Genomic DNA, 17,483 nt, shown 5'->3' on the forward strand with positions numbered 1-17,483 from the left:
AGGACGCCCTCGTATCTCCCCGGAACCCCGAGATTCCGCGGTTCGCAGGGCGGTGCCGCGCTCAGCGGAGGGTCGCCGCGACCTCGAGCACGCGGGCGACGGCCGCCTCCTCGCCGACGGAGATCCGGATGCCGTCGCCGGAGAACGGACGCACGATCAGGTCGGCGTCGATGAACGCCGCTGCGACCTCGTCGGTGCGCGCGCCGGTCGGCAGCCAGACGAAGTTGCCCTGGGCGTCCGGCACCTCCCAGCCCTGCGCGCGGAGCCCCTCGACGAGACGAGCGCGGCGTTCGACGATCACGGCGACGCGCTCCAGGAGCTCGGCTTCGGCGTCGAGGCTCGCGATGGCGGCGTTCTCGGCCGCGGACGTGACAGACAGCGGGATGCCGGTCGTCCGTGCCGCGTCGAGCACCTTCTCGTGGCCGACCGCATAGCCGACCCGGAGCCCGGCCAGACCGTAGGCCTTGGAGAACGTGCGGAGGACGACCACGTTCGGGTGCGCCTCGAAGACGCGCTCGGCCAGGCCGTCGACGGCATCGGGGGCGGTGACGAACTCGGCGTAGGCCTCGTCGAGGATGATGAGCACGTCGGACGGCACGCGGTCCACGAACGCCGCGAACTCGGCAGACGTGACGATGGGACCGGTCGGGTTGTTCGGCGTGCAGACGATGATCGCGCGTGTGCGGTCGGTCACGGCGTCGGCCATCGCGTCGAGGTCGTGGCGGGAGTCGGCCGTCAGCGGCACCTGCACCCCGGTCGCGCCCGCGACCAGCGGCAGGCTCGGGTACGCCTCGAACGACCGCCAGGCGTAGACGACCTCGTCGCCGACCGAGGCAGTGGCGAGGACGAGCTGATGCAGGATCGCGACACTGCCGGAGGCGACATGGACCTGCTCGGGCTCGACCCCGTAGCGGGCCCCGAGCCGCGCACGCAGGCGGCCGGCGGTGGCATCGGGATACCGGTTCATCGGCGTCGTGTGCTGCAGCGCGTCGAGGACCGAGGGCAGCGGATCGAACGGGTTCTCGTTGCTGGAGAGCTTGAAGGCCTCGGGACCGGCCTGCTTGCCCTGTCGATACGGCGCGAGGGAGGCGATGGCGGGACGGATGCGGGGCAGGGTCGGCTCGGTCACGCGTCGAGTCTAGGACGTGCGGCCCGCCACCCTTTCGAGGCCGAGGGTGCGGTGATACCATTCTGGTATGGCTATGACGGTGCGACTCCCTGAGGAACTCGATGCCCGGCTCGAAGACATCGCACGAGCCCGGCACGTCTCCAAGCACGCCGTGATCATCGAGGCGGCCACCCGGTTCGCGAACAGCGAGTCCAAGACGGATCGAGTTCTGGCGCTCGCGGACGAGGTGACCGAACGCTACGGCGACGCCATCACGCGCCTCGAAGACGCCTGATCGATGGCCACCGAGTACGTCGAGCCCGAGCAGGCCCTCGCGCTGATCGCGAAGCTCGGCCTGCATGTGCGCGACGAGGGGCTGCTCTTCTCCGCCCTGGCGCGACCCGCCGCCGGCATGTTCGGCGTCGATGCGTATCCGACGTTCGCGGAGAAGGCGGCGGCCCTGATGAGCTCCGTCGCCCAGAATCACGCACTGTTCGACGGGAACAAGCGCACAGCGCTCTATCTCACCTTCATCTTCATCCGGCTGAACGGCTACGACATCACCTTCACGAACGACGAAGCCTTCGAGTTCGTCATCGATGTCGCGCAGAGCCGGATGGATCTCGGGGAGATCGCCCAGGTTCTCGCCGCCCACATCCGTCCCGTGGACGACCGCGGCTGACACCGCGGGCCCCGCGTGGGAGACTGAACGCATCATGCGCTTCATCATCCGGGTCGTCGTCAACGCGTTCGCCATCTGGGTCGTCACGCTCATCCCCGTGCTCCAGGTCACGGTGCGCGCCTTCCCGCCGGGCGAGACGCTGCAGCTCGTCCTGACGCTCCTCGCGGTCGGCGCCCTCTTCGCGCTGGTGAACACCATCATCGGCACGATCGTGAAGATCGTCGCCTTCCCGCTGTACATCCTCACGTTCGGCCTCATCGGCTTCCTCATCAACGGCTTCCTGCTCTGGCTGACCGCGTGGATCACCAGCAGCTTCGGGTGGGGCCTGTCGGTCGAGTCGTTCTGGTGGGGAGTGCTCGCCGCGCTGATCATCTCGATCATCAACGGCATCTTCGGCTTCATCCTGCGTCCGCAGAACAAGCGCTCCCGCCGCGACTGACCCGTCTGCGGAGGGCGCGTACGGCTCACGGATCGGGGAGCACCCGCTCCGCGCGGTACTCGGTGCGTTCGACGGTGACGGCGCGGTCGAGGTCGGCCCAGTAGGCGTCGAGAGCCACCGCCCGCGGGTCGGCGGAGGCGTCGACCATCGCCGCGGTATCGATGTAGTTCTCCAGGGAGTGGGTCTCGAGCGCGAGGTCCTGGCGACCGGCATCCGTGTCGCCCACCCGGCTCGCGGTGAAGCTGTCGGCGGACCCCGTGCCCTCCCTCGCCCCTCCTGCGGCGAGCGCGGACACCGCGTCGTCGGTGTGCCGGAGCTGCACGAGCGTCTGGTCGGCGGGCAGCGTCGGCTCGACCGGGCTCCCGGCGGTGATCTGGGTCGTCACCGTGAACGCGCTCTCCATCGACAGGTGCGCCGCGATCATGCCACCCTGCGAGTGGGCGACGACGTCCACCCGATCCCCGGGTCTCGCGCCCGCCGCGGCCAGCGCGTCGAGGGTCGCCTGATACGACGCGGACCGGCCCCCGGTGTAGAGCTCGATGTTCGACTTCATGTCCCAGGCCTCGACACCCCCGCCCTCCCGGAGGGACATCGAGCGGCTGCCCGAGACGTAGGCGACGTAGCGCGGAGACTCGCCCGGAACCGTGTACTTCTCGATCGCCACCTGCGCCCCGGAAGCGGAGGGCAGGCGCCCGAAGGCGCTGGCCAGTCCGTTCGGAGCCCCGGCCGGGCGGGAACGCGAGGTGACCGATACCCGCACCGGATCCGCCGTCGCGCCGAGTGCCATCCCCGGTCGCACCCGCCCCAGCCCCGACGTCACGCCGACGACAGCGCCGCCCAGGAACACCGGTGGAAGCAGTCCCCCGGCGTCGAACTGGTCGCCCAAGCCACGGAAGCGTCGGTCGTCCGCCATCCGCTCCCGCGCGTCGGCCAGCGCGGCCAGACGCTCGTCGCCGGCGAGGAGCAGCCGCAGGCGCCCCTCCACCGCAGCGGCCGCAACCGTATCCGTCCGCGCCAGCGCCTCCGCCTGCGCCCGCAGCTCGACCACCTCGTAGACCTCGGCCATGAGGTCGAGATCGGCGGCCGTCTCCTGGACACGCGCCGCGAGCGCCTCCAGCGCCGTCACTGCGGACCGCAGGGACCACGCCGCCGAGGCGAGCGCGGTCCATGCGGCGGAGCCGAGCAGCGCCTCGGCACGCCCCACCGCGTCCTGCACCTCCGCGCACACCGGCTCGGCGGCCCGCACGCGCACCGCGAGCTCGCGGAGCTGCGCCGTGTCCACCGCGATCGCGCCGCCGTGGTCGATGTCGAGCCCGCTCATGCACCCTCGACCTCCCCGCGGCACGCCTGCAGCGTCCGGCGCACCGTCGCCGTGTCGTCCGACAGCCGCCAGAGGGCCCATCGCAGCGCCTCGACGCCGTCGGACTCCCAGGCGCACGCGTCACGCAGCGCCGTCAGCGTGGAAGCGAGATCGTCGAGCCCCGCGATGGCGGCGTCCAGCTCGGACAGCACTCCGGCCCGCAGCGCAGGATCGACGTCGGCAGAGGGCGCGGTGAGGACGAAGGACGACATGGACCCAGCCTTCCGCCGGACCGCGTCCGTTACGGCCAGGGCCCCGTCAGACGGCCACGACCAGTGGAGAGCCCGTTCTCCCCCAGCACCGTGCAGGAGGCTCGAGCCACCCCGCGATCCGATGCCCGCTGTGCAGGAACGGCATCGACCGGCAGAATGGATCCGTGACAGCCCGAGATCCCTTCCGCGTGATCTTCGTCTGCACCGGCAACATCTGCCGCTCCCCCATGGCGGAGGTCGTGTTCCGGGACCTCGCGGAGCGGCAGGGTCTCGGCTCCCAGATCGTCTCGCGCAGCGCGGGCACCGGGGACTGGCACCTCGGAGAGCGCGCCGACCACCGCACCATCGACGCCCTCGCCCGCCGTGGCTATGACGGCTCGCTGCACCGCGCCCGCCAGTTCACCGCCGCCTCCTTCGCCGAGAACGACCTCGTGGTGGCCCTGGACCGCACGCACGAGCGCATCCTCCGCGAATGGGCCGGGGACGAAGACGAGGACGGCAAGGTGACCCTCCTCCTCGCCTTCGATCCCGATGCCTCGACGCACGACGTCCCCGACCCGTACTACGCCGGCCCGGAGATGTTCGATTCGGTGCTCGGTATGATCGAGACGGCGACTCGCGGCTTGTTCCGCCAGCTCGAACCCGCCCTGCGCCTGCCCCGCACGCCCCGAACCTTCGGGGCCTCATCAGGAGGACTCCCCTGACTTTCCAGCCTTCACTCCCGCCGCAGCCCCTCAGCCCCCTCGACGGCCGCTATCGCGGTGCCGTCACCGGGCTCGCCGACTTCCTCTCCGAGGCCGGACTCAACCGCGCCAGGGTCGAGGTGGAGGTGGAATGGCTGATCGCCCTCACCGACCGTTCGCTGTTCGAGACGACCCCGCTGTCGGACGACGACAAGGAGCGCCTGCGCGCCCTGTACCGCGACTTCGGGCAGGCCGAGATCGACTGGCTCGCCGAGAAGGAGGCCGTCACGCAGCACGATGTGAAGGCCATCGAGTACCTCGTCCGCGACCGGCTCTCCACGCTCGGCCTCGACCGCATCGCCGAGCTGACGCACTTCGCCTGCACGAGCGAGGACATCAACTCCGCGTCCTACGCCCTCACCGTCAAGCGCGCGGTCGAGGAGGTCTGGCTCCCGGCCCTCGACACCGTGATCGCGAAGCTGCGCGAGCTCGCGGTCGAGCACGCCGACGCCGCCATGCTGTCCCGCACGCACGGGCAGCCCGCCACCCCCTCGACGATGGGCAAGGAGCTCGCGGTCTTCGCCTGGCGTCTCGAGCGCGTGCGCAGCCAGATCGCCGGCTCCGAGTACCTCGCGAAGTTCTCCGGGGCGACCGGCACCTGGTCCGCTCACCTCGCAGCCGACCCGGACGCCGACTGGCCGACCATCGCCCGCGAGTACATCGAGGGACTGGGCCTGGGCTTCAACCCGCTCACGACGCAGATCGAGTCGCACGACTGGCAGGTCGAGCTCTACGACCGCGTGCGTCACGCCGGCGGGATCCTGCACAACCTCGCGACGGACATCTGGACCTACATCTCGCTCGGCTACTTCGCGCAGATCCCGGTCGCCGGCGCCACCGGCTCCTCGACCATGCCGCACAAGATCAACCCGATCCGCTTCGAGAACGCCGAGGCCAACCTCGAGATCTCGGGAGCCCTGCTCGCGTCGCTGGGCCAGACGCTGGTCACGAGCCGGCTGCAGCGCGACCTCACCGACTCCACGACTCAGCGCAACATCGGCGTCGCGTTCGGGCACTCGCTGCTCGCTCTCGACAACCTGCGCCGCGGCCTGAACGCGATCTCGCTCTCGCGTGATGTGCTGCTCGCCGACCTCGACGTGAACTGGGAGGTGCTCGCCGAGGCGATCCAGACGGTGATCCGCGCCGAGGTCGTCGCCGGCCGGTCGAGCATCCAGGACCCGTATGCGCTGCTCAAGGAGCTCACCCGTGGGCACCGCGTCGGCGCCGCCGACCTCGCGTCGTTCGTGGAGGGTCTGGAGATCGGGGACGCGGCCAAGCAGCGGCTCCTCGCGCTGACCCCCGCGACCTACACCGGCATCGCGGAGCGCCTCGCCCGCTGAGGAGCTAGGAGCCCGACTCCCCGGAGTGCTCCTCGACCCTGTCCTTCGGCATGAACGACGCCGCCAGGAGGGTGAGAACCGCGGTCACGGCGACCGCGACGAACACCCACACCGACGCGCGGACGATCGTGTCGGGGTCATCGGGTCCCGCACCCTGCGCGATGACCGCGTTCGAGATCGCCCCGAACACCGCCACGCCCACGGCGCTTCCCGCTGACCGTGCGAACGCGTTCATCCCGGTCACCGCGCCCCGCTCCCCCCAGCCGACCGAGGCCTGTGCGGCGATGAGGGTCGGGGCCGCGCTCCACCCGAGCCCGAAGCCGAGGAGGAACGCGATGCCGGCGACGATGAACGGGTTCGGCCAGGAGGCGACGGCGGCGAGCGCGACGGCTGCGACGGTCGTGATGCTCATGCCGATGAGCGTGGTGCGACGGAAGCCGATGCGCAGGTACAGCCGTCCGGCGTTCGCGGCGGCGAGCGGCCAGCCGAGGGTCAGAGCGGCCACCGCCAGACCCGACAGCAGCGGAGCGATGCCGATGGACCCCTCGAGGTAGGCCGGGGCGAAGCTGGTCACGCCGAGCATGAGCGCCCCGATGCCGAGCGAGACCACCGTGGTCGTGAGGATGAGCCGACGGGTCACGAGGCGCAGATCGACGATCGGCTCCGCCACCCGGCGCTCGACGAACCCGAAGGCCCCGAGCGCGACCGCCCCGATCCCGAAGCAGAGGGCACTCGGCACGGACAGCCACGCCCAGGCGTTCCCGCCCTCCAGCATGCCGAGGATGAGCGCGGTCAACCCGATCGTGAGCAGCACCGCGCCCCCGTAGTCGATGCTGTGCCGCTGGGTCTGCTTCTGCTCCTTGTACGTGCGCAGCAGCATCCATCCGGCGATCAGGCACAGGGGCACGTTGATCCAGAAGATCCATCGCCAGGCGTCGAGCTGGGCGAAGATGCCGCCGAGTGCGGGGCCCACCACCGAGGAGATGGCCCAGACGCTGGCGACGTATCCCTGCACCTTCGCGCGCTCGGCGACCGTGTAGATGTCGCCGACGATGGTCATCGACATCGGCGCGACGGCACCGGCACCGATGCCCTGGATGATGCGGAAGACGATCAGCGCCGGCATGCTCCAGGCGAACCCGCAGAGGACGGATCCGAGCAGGAAGAGGGCGATGCCGAGCAGGATGATCGGCTTGCGACCCACGGTGTCCGCGAAGCGGGAGTAGATGGGCACGCTCACGGCCTGCGCCAGGAGGTACACCGAGAACAGCCAGGGGAACTGCTGGTAGCTGCCGAGGTCGCGCACGATGCTCGGCACCGCGGTGGCGAGGATCGTCGCGTCGATCGCGATGAGGCCGGTGGCGAGCATGAGCGCGCCGAGGATGGGTCCCCGCTCCGACCGGAGTCCGATGGAGGCGCGGTCGACGGAGGCAGTCACTCCAGAGACAAGCGGAACGACCTCACCGATATTCCGCCCGATCTCCGCGTCACGAGGAGGCGGGGCGTCCCGGCTCGTCGGTGGGGCCGTCGCTCGCGCCCTCGTCCTCCGCGTCGTACAGCACGGGGCGGTCGACGGTCTTCGTGACGTCGGCGGGATCGACCGCGAGCATGAGCATCGCGAGGATCAGGAGGGTCGCGATGAAGGCGCCGCCGCCCACGACGAGGCTCAGCGCCACCGGGGTGAGACCCTCATAGGTGCCGTTCGCGATGGCGGTGTTCACGCGGAGGGTGAAGGCGCCGGTGGAGACGAGGGTGACCACCATGGCGAACACGCCGCAGCCCAGGGCGATGCCGAGCAGGTGGAGGGGCCGGAGGATGTCCCGTCGGGTGGGCTTGTCGTCGCTCATCGCTCTCCTCCGTGCTCCACAGGAGCCGCATCGTTCTCGGGGGCGGCAGCGACGTCATCGGCGTCCGCGCGCTTCGGGGTGAGGCCGGCGATGCCGAGGAAGACGGCGACGATGGCCGCATACCCGCCGAACATCCCCACGCCGAGGATGATGCCGGACAGCTCGAACGTGCCCGCCTTCTCGATCGTGTACTCCTGGACGAAGCCCGACGGGATCAGCAGCAGGACGACCGCGAGGAGCACGCCCAGCGCCCCGACCGTGATCGCGTCGGTGGCGAGCGCTCCCCCGACGCGGCGGGCGCGGAAGCCGGCGAGCAGCTCGAGGCCGCCGCTGAGCACGCCCCAGGTGATGAGCACGATGAAGAACATGTCGTCCGTGCGCCAGGCCGGCACGCCCCCGGCCATTCCGGCGATCGCGCTCACGACCGCCAGGAGGATCGCCGACCAGCGCGACCCCGACGGGAGGACGAGCCAGGCCGCGAGGATGTGCACCAGGGCGGTGACCAGCGCGAAGCCGCTGAAGACGGCGAGACCGACCGCGGCGGAGTGATCCGAGGAGAAGGTGATCATCAGGGCGGCGACGGCCGCGAACAGCGCGCGCAGCAATTGCACGTGGCGCATGGTGAACGCGCGAGCAGGGGCAGACATAACGGCCAGATCCTCCGGGGTTTCCCCACCAGTCTACGCGGGGCCGCGAGCCGCACGCGCCGGGGGATGCTCGTGAAGCCCGGCGGATCTCCCCAGATCGATTGCCGGGCTTCACGACATACGCAGCAAGGGGGGCATCACTGCGTCGGGCCGCTGCCGCAGGGTCGGGCACCCTCCCCGCGACATCACAGCCCCGTGACCCACTTGCCCACCTGGTCCCCTGAGGTGTGCGCGTGCGGTCGTATGCTCACTCTAGAGGTGTGTTCTTCACATACCGGGTGGGGGCTGTGATGGGTTTTGGGGACGACGAGAAGAGGGCCGCGACGCCGGACGCGTTCGCGGCGGCGCTGCGGGATGCGATCAACGCGAGACCGGTGACGCTGTCGTGGTTGCAGCGACAGCTCCGCGACCGGGGCAACCGCGTCTCGATGGCCACGCTGAGCTACTGGCGGTCGGGAGCCCGCCGCCCGGAAGGACCGCAGTCGCTCGCCGCCCTCGCCGACATCGAGGACCTGCTGTGCCTCGAGTCCGGTGCGTTGAGCAGGCTCCTGCGTCCGCACCGCACCGGGCCCCTGGGGCCGCAGGGGTTCCCGCTGGAGCAGGTCGACATGGAGCGGGCGGTCCGCGAGGTCTACGCGGCCCTCGGCGCCACGTACCCGGACCCGTCGCGGGAGCTCACCGTCCACTCCGTCACGGAGGTGGACGCCGACGGCGAGGTGTCCTCCTGCCTCACCCGCAGCATCGTGCAGTCGACGAGCGGCGTGATCACCGCCATCCCCGTCCTCGACCTCACCCCCGGCGTCCCCGGGCCTCCACCGCTCCTCACGGCCGTGGCCGGCGGACGGATCGCCGCGCGCTACTCCCACCCGAACGGCGAGGCGCACGGCGCGCTGATCGAGCTCGATGTCCCGCTCGAGGCTCCGGACACCGCGGTCGTCGAGTGGTCGGTGCAGTACGAGCCCGGTCGCCCCTCGGATCGGGAGACCGGGCATGCTCTGTCCCGCCAGGCTCGCGAGCTCCTGGTGTGGACGCGCTTCCACCCCGATGCCGTGCCGGACTGGTGCGACGAGCTCGTCGAGACCGCCGGAGGCACCGTCGTCACCGCGCTCCCGCGACCTCGCGGCACGTCGGTGCACCAGGTCCGCCGGGCGTTCGGTCCCGGCGCCCTCGGTCTGCGCTGGGGGTACGGCCCTCGCGGCGGCGATCAGCCCGGCTGATCACCCGTCGCGACCGGTCGTCCCGGCGTGTTCGACCACTGGCTCCAGGAGCCGGGGAAGACCTTCGCCGGGATGCCGACCTCCTGCAGCACGAGAGCCGTATGCGCCGCCGTGATGCCGGAGCCGCAGTAGGCCGCGACCGGCGTCTCGGCCGTGACGCCGACCTCCGCGAGCGTCGCCAGGACCGTGTCGCGGTCACGGATGCGCCCGCTCTCGTCGAGGTGTCGCGTGGTGGGGAGGTTCCGGGCACCGGGGATGTGTCCGGCGATCGGGTCGAGGGGCTCGGTCTCGCCCCGGTAGCGCTCCGGGGCGCGCACGTCGAGCAGGACCCCGGTCTCCGGGAACGCCGCCGCCTCGTCGATCGAGAGGGCGTCCTGGCCGGGATCCGCGAGGACGACGTCACCGGTCTCCGGCACGACGTCGTCGGTCGCCAGGTCGTATCCGGCCGCGGTCCAGGCCCGCAGCCCGCCGTCGAGCACCCGGACCTCGACGCCGGCCTGCCGCAGCAGCCACCACGCCCGAGCCGCCGCGAGTCCCTTGGTGTCGTCGTAGGCCACGACCGTGTCGCCCTGCCGCACGCCCCAGCGCCGTGCCGCCGCCTGCAGGGTCTCCGTCGAGGGGAGCGGATGCCGGCCCTCGGTGGGCGCTCCGGGCGTGGAGAGCTCCTGATCCAACGACGCGAACACGGCGCCGGGGATGTGGCCAGAGCGGTAGTCGCCCGGGCCCGCCTCGGGACGGTCCAGGCGCCAGCGCACGTCGACGACCCGGATCGGGGCGCCGTTCTCGAGGAGGTCGTGGAGTTCTGCCGCGGAGACGAAGTGACTCATGGTGCGAGGCTACCGAGTCCGCGGCGCCACGCGTCGATCGCCGTCACGGACCGACACGGTCCTCGCGGCCCGGGAATAGCCACGCGCCCACGGCGTTTCCCCTCACATGATTGAAACTTCAACGGTCGCCGCGGAGCGCACCCGCGTGCGGGTGCCCCTGCGCTTCGCGGACGGCTTCGCGACGACGGCCGACGTCGTGACCTTCGATGGACTCGTGGACGGGCGCGAGCACCTGCTGCTCGGACTCGGTGACTGGCAGGCGGCGCTCGCCCGCTCTGCCGCCGGCGGCGAAGCTCCCCTCGTCCGCCCGCACAGCGAGTGCCTCACGGGAGACGTGTTCGGCTCCGAGCGCTGCGACTGCGGGCCGCAGCTGCGGGAGGCCGTCGAGCGGATCGCCGCCGAGGGCGGCTTCCTCCTCTACCTCCGGCAGGAAGGCCGCGGCATCGGGCTCTACGCCAAGCTCGACGCGTACGCGCTGCAGGACGCCGGCCTCGACACCTATGAGGCGAACGTGGCCCTCGGACGCGGCGAGGATGAGCGGGACTACACCGTCGCGGCGCAGATGCTGCGTGCGCTGGGCGTGGACCGCATCCGCCTGCTGAGCAACAATCCCGACAAGGCCGCGCAGCTCGACGGGCTCGGCGTCCGCGTCACCGAGCGGGTGCGCACCGAGGTGCACCTGTCCGAGGCGAACTCGCGCTACCTCCAGGCGAAGCGCGACCACACGGCGCACACGATCGACCTGACCGCGGCGTGACCTCCGAGGAGCACGACATGAGCGAGACGCGGCACCCGCGGCGGCTCGACGACGACGAGCTCGCGACGTGGCTCCCGATCATCCGGTTCGTCCAGCTGCTGCCCCAGGTCCTCGACCGGGCGCTGAAGGACGAGGTGGGCCTGAACCACGCCCGCTACGCGATCCTGGTGACCCTCGCCGGGCAGGGCGACGAGGCCGTCACCATGACCGAGCTCGCGCGCATCGCCGGACTCAGCCGGTCGCGTCTGAGCCACGCCCTGGACTCCCTGGAGGAGCGCGGGTGGGTGGAGCGGACGTCGTGCTCCACGGACAAGCGCACGCTCTCCGCGACGCTGACCCCGGCGGGGCGGGAGATGCTCCGGGCGGCCGCGCCCGTCCACGTGGCCCAGATCCGCGAGCTCATCCTCGACCCGCTGTCCGCGGAGGATCGGCAGCGGCTGCAGGACATCCTGGGCGCGCTGCTTCCCGGCGTCACGGCGGCGCTGTGAGAGGCGTTCTGCTCTGAGCAGAACGTCTCGATCGCCGCACAGACGGCGGCTTATCGTGAGGCATGGCCGACATCGTCCCGTTCCCCCGCGCCCCGCATCCCGTCCGTTCGCCGTCGAACGGCCCCGAACCTCTATGGCGCGACCTGCTCGGGGATCAGCTCCGGCGGCGGCGCCATGACCGCGGCGAGACGCTCAGCGAGACCGCGGAGAAGGCCGGGGTCTCGCCGCAGTACCTCTCCGAGGTCGAGCGCGGCCGGAAGGAACCGTCCAGCGAGATGATCGCCGCGATCGCCGGGGCCCTGGACGCCACTCTCGTGGAGCTCACGAGCGCGGTCGCCGAGGAGCTTCGTCAGGCCACCCCCGCCGCGGCTGCGGTGTCGGCCTCCCGCGGCGCCTTCGCCCTGGCCGCCTGACCCGTTCCACCTGCACGACCGGAGTCCGGGTGCACGACGGATCCTGGAGATCCGTCGTGCACCCGTCACTTCATCGTGCCTCCGGATCACGGGGACCGAGCACAGTGTCGATGAGGCCGTAGTCGAGGGCGGCGGCGGCGGTGAAGACCCGGTCCCGGTCGGTGTCGGCGCGGAGCTCCGCGAGAGAGCGGCCGGTGTGCCGACCCAGGATCGTCTCCATGTCCGCGCGCACCCGCACGACCTCGTCGGCCGCGAGGATGAGGTCCGGGATGGCTCCGCGCGACTGACCGGCCGGCTGGTGCAGCACGATGCGCGCGTGGGCGAGGGCCGCCCGCTCCCCCGGCGCTCCCGCCGCGACGAGCAGGGCCGCAGGACCGATGGCCTGCCCGACGCACGTCGTCGCGATCCGCGGACGGATGTGCTGCATGGTGTCGTAGATCGCCAGCGCGGCACCGGGATCCCCGCCCTCGCTGTTGATGTAGAACTGGACGCCGGTCTCCGGGCTGTCCGCGTCGAGGTGCAGGAGCTGCGCGATGAGGGCGTTCGCCACCCCCGCGTCGATGCCGGTGCCGAGGTAGATGACCCGCTCGGCGAGCAGATGCGAGTACACGTCCATGACCCGCTCGCCCCGCGGATGCTGGGCGATGACGTTCGGGATCGTGTAGCTGCTCATGCGTCCGCCCCCAGTCCCACCCGCGCACGACGACGCGGCAGGATCTCCGCCGTCGACTGCACGATCTCGTCGATGAATCCGTAATCCTGAGCCTCGCCGGCGGTGTACCAGCGGTCGTGGAGGGAGTCCTCGAAGATCCGCGCGAGGGGCTGACCGGTGTCGTCCGCGATGAGGCCGAGGACGGTGTCGCGCATGTGCCGGAGGTCGTCGGCCTGCGCCTCGATCTCCACCGCCGAGCCGCCGATCCCCGCCGATCCTTGGTGCATGAGGATCCGCGCATGCGGGAGAGCGCGCCGCTTGCCCTTCGTCCCCGCGGAGAGCAGGAACTGCCCGGCGCTGCAGGCGAGACCGAGGGCGAGGGTGGAGACGTCGTTCGGGATGAGGTGCATGAGGTCGCGGATCGCCAGCATCGATGGCACGGACCCGCCGGGCGAGTGGATCCAGAGGGCGATGTCGGCCGCCGGATCCTCGGCGGAGAGACCGAGGAGCTGCGTCATCAGGAGGGTGCCGTTGTCGTCGTCGAGGGCGCCGTCGAGGACGAGCACCCGCTCGTGGAACAGGGCGCGCCGGGCCTCGGGGCCGAACTGCGGGAGAGGTTTGTCTTCGCTCATGACCCCAGCCTCCGGCTCCCCCGGCGCCGGCGGGAGCGAATCCGCCCGGAGCAGATCCGCTGTGAGCGGCGGCGGGTGCACCCGCCGGAAAACGCGACGTAACACCGCCGACGCACGACCCGCCTAGCCTCGGGGCATGGCGAAACAGAAAGCACCCGCATGGCAGTCCGAGGACGGCCTGAACTTTCGTACCCGCAAGTGGGTGCGCCCGGAAGACCTCAACGCGAACGGCACGCTGTTCGGCGGAAGCCTGCTGAAGTGGATCGACGAGGAGGCCGCGATCTACGCGATCGTGCAGCTCGGCAACTACCGCGTCGTCACCCGGCACATCTCCGCCATCACGTTCGAGGCGTCGGCGGTGCAGGGCGACCTCATCGAGATCGGACTGCAGGCCACCCGTTTCGGCACCACGTCGCTCACCATGCGGGCCGTCGCGCGCAACATGATCACGCGCAAGCGCATCCTCACCATCGACGAGATCGTGTTCGTCAGCATCGGCGAGGACGGCCTGCCCACCCCGCACGGCTACGACGAGATCACCTACGATCGCGACCGCATGCCCACCGAGCGCATCGCCACCGGCACGATCCCCCTCCCGAAGCGCTGACCCGCTCTCGCCGACCCACCCCCTTGCGGTCGACCCACCCCCGAAAGTGCGTCACTTAGGGGGGTGGGTCGCACGGAAGGGGGTGGGTCGACGGTCAGCGGTGGGTGACGCGGTGGCCGATCCAGAAGCCGATCGCGATCAGGCCGACCAGGCCGATACCGAGGATCCACGGGAGCAGGGACGGTGCGGCGCCGGCCGTGGCCGTCGCGAGGGTGCCGGAGCCGTCGGCGATGCGTCCGTTGCCCGCCGCAAGATCGGCGGCACCCGCGTCGAGCTTCGCGCTTCCGGCCGCGAGGGTGCCGGACCCCTCGGCGACCGCGTCGGCGCCGGTACGGAGTTCGGTCATCCCGGACCGGAGGTCACCGGCACCCGACTGCAGCGCGCCGACGCCCGTAGCCAGAGTCCCGGCACCCGCGTCGAGCCGCGCCGCGCCGGCGCTGAGCTCCGCGGTGCCGGAGTACAGCGACGATGCTCCGGTCGAGAGGGTCTGGAGCCCAGACGAGAGATCCGCCGCGCCCGCCGCGAGCCGGGAGGTGCCGTCCTGCAGCGTCTGCGCTCCGGCGACGAGGGCGGGAGCGCCCTTCGGGGAGACCAGCGCCACGGTTCCCGGCCAGCCCTTCGAGGTGTCGCCGTTGATGAGCGCACCGACGCCGGCCGTGACACGAGCGGAGCCGTCGGCGGCGCCGATGAGTCCCTGTGCGAGGCCCGGAGCAGCCGCGGCGGGGGCGGCCAGCGCGCCGACCTGCTTCTCGACGCCGGCGGCGAGCGCCGCGAGCTGCTGGAGCTGCACGTCATCAGGGTGTGCAGCGAGGAGACCCTGCAGACCCGCGGCGAGCGTCCGCGCATTGCCGGGAGCGCTCGTGGCGACGCCCGTCAGCAGGGCCTTCGTCTCCGGATGGGCGAGTTTCTGCACATCGGCACTCACTCCGGCGCGCAGGGTGGTGCTGAGGGTCGTCGCCCCCTCGAGCACACCGTTCGCGTACCGGTGCGCGCCGTCGACACCGGCGGCGAGAGTGGTCGCGCCGTCGACGAGCTGCCGGGCCCCGGCGTCCGCCGCCGCCATCTTCGCCGCGAGCTCCTGCGATCCGGCGAGCGCCGTCTGGGCTCCGCCGCTCACCCGTCCCGCACCGTCGAGGGCCGTGGCGGCTCCCGCGGCGAGGGTGCCCGCACCCTCCGCGAGCGTGGTGGCGCCCGCGGCGGCGGTCGTCGCGCCGTCACTGAGTTTCGCCGATCCCTGCTGCGCCGTCGCGGTGCCTGTCGCGAGATCCTGCGTGCCCGCGGCCAGCTCGTCGGCCCCCGCGGCGAGGTCGGCGGCTCCGGCGGCGAGGTCCGCGGATCCCCCCTGCGCGGTGGTGGTGCCGTCCGCGAGTTCCGAGGCGCCCGCGGACACCTTGCTCATCGTGGCGAAGAACAACAGCACCATCGCCGCCAGCAGAAGGCTGAGGACGATCACGGCGATGCGCATGCCGAGGCCGTGCGCGTGGGTCTTTTCACTCGTCATTGAGGACTCCCGGGGTCAGTGGCGTCGTTGCCACCCGCGACTGTAGGGCCGCACTCTCCACCACCCCCCGGTTTTGCCGCTAGGAACCAAGTCCCACCTCAGGCGATACTCAGTTTCTTGTCGTCCTCACACAATCGCCGATCCGGCCCCTTATGTGCGAGCCACCCCCATATGTGACGCACTTTCGGGGGTGGGTCGCACGGAAAGGGGTGGGTCGGCGAGAGTGGCGAAGGCGTTCGCGAGGTCGGCGAGGAGATCGTCGACGTCCTCGAGGCCGATGGACAGACGCAGGACGTCGGCGGCGGGACGCGCCTCCGCGGGGACCGGGCGGTGCGTGAGCGCGGCGGGGTGCTGGATGAGGGAGTCCACGCCCCCGAGCGACACGGCGTGCGTGAAGAGGCGGGTCGCTCCGGCCACCGCTGCGGCCGCTGCATAGCCGCCGCGCAGCCGCAACGCGATCATCGCCCCCGGCCCGCGGAGCTGCCGTTCCAGGATGCCGCGCGGATCCCCGTCGAGCCCGGGATAGAAGACCTCGGCGACCTCGGGCCGATCGACCAGCCACTGCACGATGCGACGAGCGCTCTCCTGCTGGTGCCGCACGCGGACCGGCAGGGTCGTGAGACCGCGGTGCAGCAGGTACGCGCCGAGCGGGTGCAGGAGCCCCCCGGTCACCGCACGCACGCGACGCAGCGCCTCCCCGGTCGTCTCGTCACAGGCGACGACGCCGGCGATGACATCACCGTGGCCGCCGAGGTATTTGGTGGCGCTGTGCAGCGACATCGCCGCGCCGTGATCGATCGGGTTCTGCAGCACGGGGGTCGCGAACGTGTTGTCGACCACGACCGGCACGCTCCCCGCCTGCCGCACGACCTCGGCGATGTCCGCGACCTCGAGGGTCGGGTTCGCCGGCGTCTCCACGACGACGAGTCCGGTGTCGGCGCGCAGCGCGGCGGCGACCTCGTCGGGACGGCAGTACGTCGTCTCCACGCCGAGCAGACCGGACCCGAGCAGGTGGTCGGTCCCTCCGTAGAGCGGACGCACCCCGACGACGTGCCGCGCTCCCGTGGCACCCGTGTGCGCGAGGATCACGGCGGTCATGGCCGCCATCCCGGAGCCGAAGGCGACGGCGGCCTCGGCGTGCTCCAGCTCGGCGAGCGCATCCTCGAAGCGCGCGACCGTCGGATTCCAGAGGCGGGCGTAGACCATGCTGCCGTCCTGCGGCGGGCGGCCCCCGGTGGCCATCGCCTCGTACGAGTCACCGCCGCGCTCGACGTCGGGCAGCGGATTGGTCGTGGAGAGGTCGATCGGCAGGGCGTGGACCCCGAGCGCCTCGAGGTCGGCACGGCCGCTGTGGACGGCCACGGTGTCGGGATGCAGCGGTGCGGTCATCCCTCCACGCTGGCCGAATCGCGGGCTTCTCGCTGGTCTTCGACAGAACAACTCATCGAATCCGGGATCCTCGCTATTCTGTGCAACATCCGGCCGCACCGAGGAGGGCACGTTGGCGAAAGCGCAACTCGACGAGATCGACCTGGAGCTGCTCGCCGCCCTGAGCCGCGATGCGGCCGTCACCAACAAGGCTCTGGCCCACCGCCTCGGACTCGCGGAATCCACCTGCGCCCACCGGATCCGCGGCCTGCGTGAGCGCGGAGTCATCCGCGACACGCGCGTCCGCCTCGACGGCTCCGCTCTCGGCTACCCCCTGCAGGCGATCATCAAGGTGCGCCTCGCGCATCACACTGGGCCCAAGGTCACGGCGCTCTTCGACGCGCTCGTCGCGATCCCCCGCGTGCTCCAGGTGTTCCACGTCGCCGGGGTGGACGACTTCCTCGTGCACGTCGCCGTCCAGGACGCGACCGCTCTGCGCGACATCGTGCTCGAGCACATCACCGTCCACCCCGTCGTCCGCGGCACCGAGACCCAGCTCGTGTTCGAGCTCCGCGACGGCACGGGTTTCCTCCCCCGCTGAACGAGGGGGCAGGATGGAGGGACGCCGTTGCAAAGGAGCACC

The 17,483-nt window shown here is 71.4% G+C and carries 22 protein-coding genes; 11 read left to right on the forward strand and 11 right to left on the reverse strand.

Annotated features, from left to right (window positions below; genetic code table 11):
* Positions 1–61 precede the first annotated feature (61 nt).
* On the reverse strand, positions 62–1,129 hold the full coding sequence (locus ACFU8V_RS01995; RefSeq protein WP_062765724.1) for a histidinol-phosphate transaminase: 1,068 nt from the start codon (positions 1,127–1,129) through the stop codon (positions 62–64).
* A 67-nt stretch (positions 1,130–1,196) separates the two neighbouring features.
* Here ACFU8V_RS01995 and ACFU8V_RS02000 point away from each other — a divergent pair, with 67 nt between their 5' ends.
* The 3 genes from ACFU8V_RS02000 to ACFU8V_RS02010 are packed head-to-tail and all read left to right on the forward strand — an operon-like array spanning position 1,197 to position 2,229.
* Positions 1,197–1,403 carry a ribbon-helix-helix protein, CopG family gene (locus ACFU8V_RS02000; protein WP_029989149.1) on the forward strand — a complete coding sequence of 69 codons (207 nt, stop codon included), beginning with the start codon at positions 1,197–1,199 and terminating at the stop codon, positions 1,401–1,403.
* Positions 1,404–1,406: 3 nt separating this feature from the next.
* The gene (locus ACFU8V_RS02005; protein WP_025102750.1) at positions 1,407–1,790 is read left to right on the forward strand and encodes a type II toxin-antitoxin system death-on-curing family toxin; all 384 of its coding nucleotides are present in this window, start codon (positions 1,407–1,409) and stop codon (positions 1,788–1,790) included.
* Positions 1,791–1,824: 34 nt separating this feature from the next.
* A complete protein-coding gene (locus tag ACFU8V_RS02010; protein ID WP_025102751.1) occupies positions 1,825–2,229 on the forward strand; it encodes a phage holin family protein in 405 nt (134 codons plus the stop codon).
* A gap of 25 nt (positions 2,230–2,254) precedes the next feature.
* On the opposite strand, the gene ACFU8V_RS02015 is transcribed toward ACFU8V_RS02010, so the two are convergent.
* Entirely contained in the window at positions 2,255–3,550 is a 1,296-nt protein-coding gene (locus tag ACFU8V_RS02015; protein WP_025102752.1) for a hypothetical protein, read from the reverse strand.
* Complete coding sequence (locus tag ACFU8V_RS02020; protein WP_025102753.1) at positions 3,547–3,801, reverse strand: hypothetical protein; 255 nt, start codon at positions 3,799–3,801, stop codon at positions 3,547–3,549. Before ACFU8V_RS02020 ends, ACFU8V_RS02015 begins: the two co-directional genes overlap by 4 nt.
* Before the next feature lie 164 nt (positions 3,802–3,965).
* On the opposite strand from ACFU8V_RS02020, the gene ACFU8V_RS02025 reads away from it, so the two are divergent.
* Positions 3,966–4,505 carry a low molecular weight protein-tyrosine-phosphatase gene (locus ACFU8V_RS02025; protein WP_025102754.1) on the forward strand — a complete coding sequence of 180 codons (540 nt, stop codon included), beginning with the start codon at positions 3,966–3,968 and terminating at the stop codon, positions 4,503–4,505.
* Positions 4,502–5,884: an adenylosuccinate lyase gene (gene purB / locus ACFU8V_RS02030; RefSeq protein WP_051582177.1), complete on the forward strand. Its 1,383-nt coding sequence runs from the start codon at positions 4,502–4,504 to the stop codon at positions 5,882–5,884. Before ACFU8V_RS02025 ends, purB begins: the two co-directional genes overlap by 4 nt.
* 4 nt (positions 5,885–5,888) lie before the next feature.
* Here purB and ACFU8V_RS02035 read toward each other — a convergent pair whose 3' ends face one another.
* The 3 genes from ACFU8V_RS02035 to ACFU8V_RS02045 are packed head-to-tail and all read right to left on the reverse strand — an operon-like array spanning position 5,889 to position 8,378.
* The gene (locus ACFU8V_RS02035; protein WP_025102756.1) at positions 5,889–7,322 is read right to left on the reverse strand and encodes an MFS transporter; all 1,434 of its coding nucleotides are present in this window, start codon (positions 7,320–7,322) and stop codon (positions 5,889–5,891) included.
* Positions 7,323–7,371: 49 nt separating this feature from the next.
* Positions 7,372–7,731: a hypothetical protein gene (locus tag ACFU8V_RS02040; protein WP_025102757.1), complete on the reverse strand. Its 360-nt coding sequence runs from the start codon at positions 7,729–7,731 to the stop codon at positions 7,372–7,374.
* The gene (locus ACFU8V_RS02045) at positions 7,728–8,378 is read right to left on the reverse strand and encodes a hypothetical protein (protein ID WP_025102758.1); all 651 of its coding nucleotides are present in this window, start codon (positions 8,376–8,378) and stop codon (positions 7,728–7,730) included. Before ACFU8V_RS02045 ends, ACFU8V_RS02040 begins: the two co-directional genes overlap by 4 nt.
* 290 nt (positions 8,379–8,668) lie before the next feature.
* Between ACFU8V_RS02045 and ACFU8V_RS02050 the strand changes: the two genes are divergently transcribed.
* On the forward strand, positions 8,669–9,595 hold the full coding sequence (locus ACFU8V_RS02050; RefSeq protein ID WP_025102759.1) for a hypothetical protein: 927 nt from the start codon (positions 8,669–8,671) through the stop codon (positions 9,593–9,595).
* Here the strand turns inward: ACFU8V_RS02050 and ACFU8V_RS02055 are convergent.
* On the reverse strand, positions 9,583–10,422 hold the full coding sequence (locus ACFU8V_RS02055) for a sulfurtransferase (RefSeq protein ID WP_062765736.1): 840 nt from the start codon (positions 10,420–10,422) through the stop codon (positions 9,583–9,585). The genes ACFU8V_RS02050 and ACFU8V_RS02055 overlap by 13 nt on opposite strands.
* Positions 10,423–10,528: 106 nt before the next feature.
* Between ACFU8V_RS02055 and ribA the strand changes: the two genes are divergently transcribed.
* From ribA to ACFU8V_RS02070, 3 genes are all read left to right on the forward strand, one after another.
* A complete protein-coding gene (ribA, locus tag ACFU8V_RS02060) occupies positions 10,529–11,179 on the forward strand; it encodes a GTP cyclohydrolase II (protein ID WP_062765739.1) in 651 nt (216 codons plus the stop codon).
* Positions 11,180–11,196: 17 nt separating this feature from the next.
* Positions 11,197–11,667: a MarR family winged helix-turn-helix transcriptional regulator gene (locus tag ACFU8V_RS02065; protein ID WP_126894421.1), complete on the forward strand. Its 471-nt coding sequence runs from the start codon at positions 11,197–11,199 to the stop codon at positions 11,665–11,667.
* 62 nt (positions 11,668–11,729) lie between these two features.
* Complete coding sequence (locus ACFU8V_RS02070) at positions 11,730–12,080, forward strand: helix-turn-helix domain-containing protein (protein ID WP_303709276.1); 351 nt, start codon at positions 11,730–11,732, stop codon at positions 12,078–12,080.
* A gap of 70 nt (positions 12,081–12,150) precedes the next feature.
* On the opposite strand, the gene ACFU8V_RS02075 is transcribed toward ACFU8V_RS02070, so the two are convergent.
* Together ACFU8V_RS02075 and ACFU8V_RS02080 are read right to left on the reverse strand one after the other, a co-directional pair.
* Positions 12,151–12,753, reverse strand: a complete 603-nt coding sequence (locus ACFU8V_RS02075; protein ID WP_025102764.1) for a ClpP family protease — start codon at positions 12,751–12,753, stop codon at positions 12,151–12,153.
* Positions 12,750–13,364, reverse strand: coding sequence for a ClpP family protease (locus tag ACFU8V_RS02080; protein ID WP_378868624.1), 615 nt, complete (start codon positions 13,362–13,364; stop codon positions 12,750–12,752). Before ACFU8V_RS02080 ends, ACFU8V_RS02075 begins: the two co-directional genes overlap by 4 nt.
* Positions 13,365–13,500: 136 nt before the next feature.
* Between ACFU8V_RS02080 and ACFU8V_RS02085 the strand changes: the two genes are divergently transcribed.
* Positions 13,501–13,971, forward strand: coding sequence for an acyl-CoA thioesterase (locus tag ACFU8V_RS02085; RefSeq protein WP_081811533.1), 471 nt, complete (start codon positions 13,501–13,503; stop codon positions 13,969–13,971).
* Positions 13,972–14,065: 94 nt separating this feature from the next.
* On the opposite strand, the gene ACFU8V_RS02090 is transcribed toward ACFU8V_RS02085, so the two are convergent.
* Both ACFU8V_RS02090 and ACFU8V_RS02095 read right to left on the reverse strand, forming a co-directional pair.
* A complete protein-coding gene (locus ACFU8V_RS02090) occupies positions 14,066–15,472 on the reverse strand; it encodes a hypothetical protein (RefSeq protein ID WP_378868629.1) in 1,407 nt (468 codons plus the stop codon).
* Positions 15,473–15,622: 150 nt separating this feature from the next.
* Positions 15,623–16,861, reverse strand: a complete 1,239-nt coding sequence (locus tag ACFU8V_RS02095; RefSeq protein WP_378868632.1) for a trans-sulfuration enzyme family protein — start codon at positions 16,859–16,861, stop codon at positions 15,623–15,625.
* A 112-nt stretch (positions 16,862–16,973) separates the two neighbouring features.
* Here ACFU8V_RS02095 and ACFU8V_RS02100 point away from each other — a divergent pair, with 112 nt between their 5' ends.
* On the forward strand, positions 16,974–17,441 hold the full coding sequence (locus tag ACFU8V_RS02100; RefSeq protein ID WP_025102769.1) for an Lrp/AsnC family transcriptional regulator: 468 nt from the start codon (positions 16,974–16,976) through the stop codon (positions 17,439–17,441).
* Positions 17,442–17,483 lie beyond the last annotated feature (42 nt).

Source organism: Microbacterium sp. NPDC057658, assembly GCF_042799975.1.
In the GTDB taxonomy this organism is placed as follows: Bacteria; Actinomycetota; Actinomycetes; order Actinomycetales; family Microbacteriaceae; genus Microbacterium.

Coding starts and splice junctions, on each gene's coding strand:
- ACFU8V_RS02085 (WP_081811533.1), top strand. CDS start 13,501: ATGGCGAAACAGAAAGCACCCGCATGGCAGTCCGAGGACGGCCTGAAC.
- ACFU8V_RS02095 (WP_378868632.1), bottom strand. CDS start 16,861: ATGACCGCACCGCTGCATCCCGACACCGTGGCCGTCCACAGCGGCCGT.
- ACFU8V_RS02040 (WP_025102757.1), bottom strand. CDS start 7,731: ATGAGCGACGACAAGCCCACCCGACGGGACATCCTCCGGCCCCTCCAC.
- ACFU8V_RS02005 (WP_025102750.1), top strand. CDS start 1,407: ATGGCCACCGAGTACGTCGAGCCCGAGCAGGCCCTCGCGCTGATCGCG.
- ribA (WP_062765739.1), top strand. CDS start 10,529: ATGATTGAAACTTCAACGGTCGCCGCGGAGCGCACCCGCGTGCGGGTG.
- ACFU8V_RS02065 (WP_126894421.1), top strand. CDS start 11,197: ATGAGCGAGACGCGGCACCCGCGGCGGCTCGACGACGACGAGCTCGCG.
- ACFU8V_RS02000 (WP_029989149.1), top strand. CDS start 1,197: ATGGCTATGACGGTGCGACTCCCTGAGGAACTCGATGCCCGGCTCGAA.
- ACFU8V_RS02070 (WP_303709276.1), top strand. CDS start 11,730: ATGGCCGACATCGTCCCGTTCCCCCGCGCCCCGCATCCCGTCCGTTCG.
- ACFU8V_RS02080 (WP_378868624.1), bottom strand. CDS start 13,364: ATGAGCGAAGACAAACCTCTCCCGCAGTTCGGCCCCGAGGCCCGGCGC.
- ACFU8V_RS02045 (WP_025102758.1), bottom strand. CDS start 8,378: ATGTCTGCCCCTGCTCGCGCGTTCACCATGCGCCACGTGCAATTGCTG.
- ACFU8V_RS02010 (WP_025102751.1), top strand. CDS start 1,825: ATGCGCTTCATCATCCGGGTCGTCGTCAACGCGTTCGCCATCTGGGTC.
- ACFU8V_RS02015 (WP_025102752.1), bottom strand. CDS start 3,550: ATGAGCGGGCTCGACATCGACCACGGCGGCGCGATCGCGGTGGACACG.
- ACFU8V_RS02020 (WP_025102753.1), bottom strand. CDS start 3,801: ATGTCGTCCTTCGTCCTCACCGCGCCCTCTGCCGACGTCGATCCTGCG.
- ACFU8V_RS02090 (WP_378868629.1), bottom strand. CDS start 15,472: ATGACGAGTGAAAAGACCCACGCGCACGGCCTCGGCATGCGCATCGCC.
- ACFU8V_RS02075 (WP_025102764.1), bottom strand. CDS start 12,753: ATGAGCAGCTACACGATCCCGAACGTCATCGCCCAGCATCCGCGGGGC.
- ACFU8V_RS02050 (WP_025102759.1), top strand. CDS start 8,669: ATGGGTTTTGGGGACGACGAGAAGAGGGCCGCGACGCCGGACGCGTTC.
- ACFU8V_RS02055 (WP_062765736.1), bottom strand. CDS start 10,422: ATGAGTCACTTCGTCTCCGCGGCAGAACTCCACGACCTCCTCGAGAAC.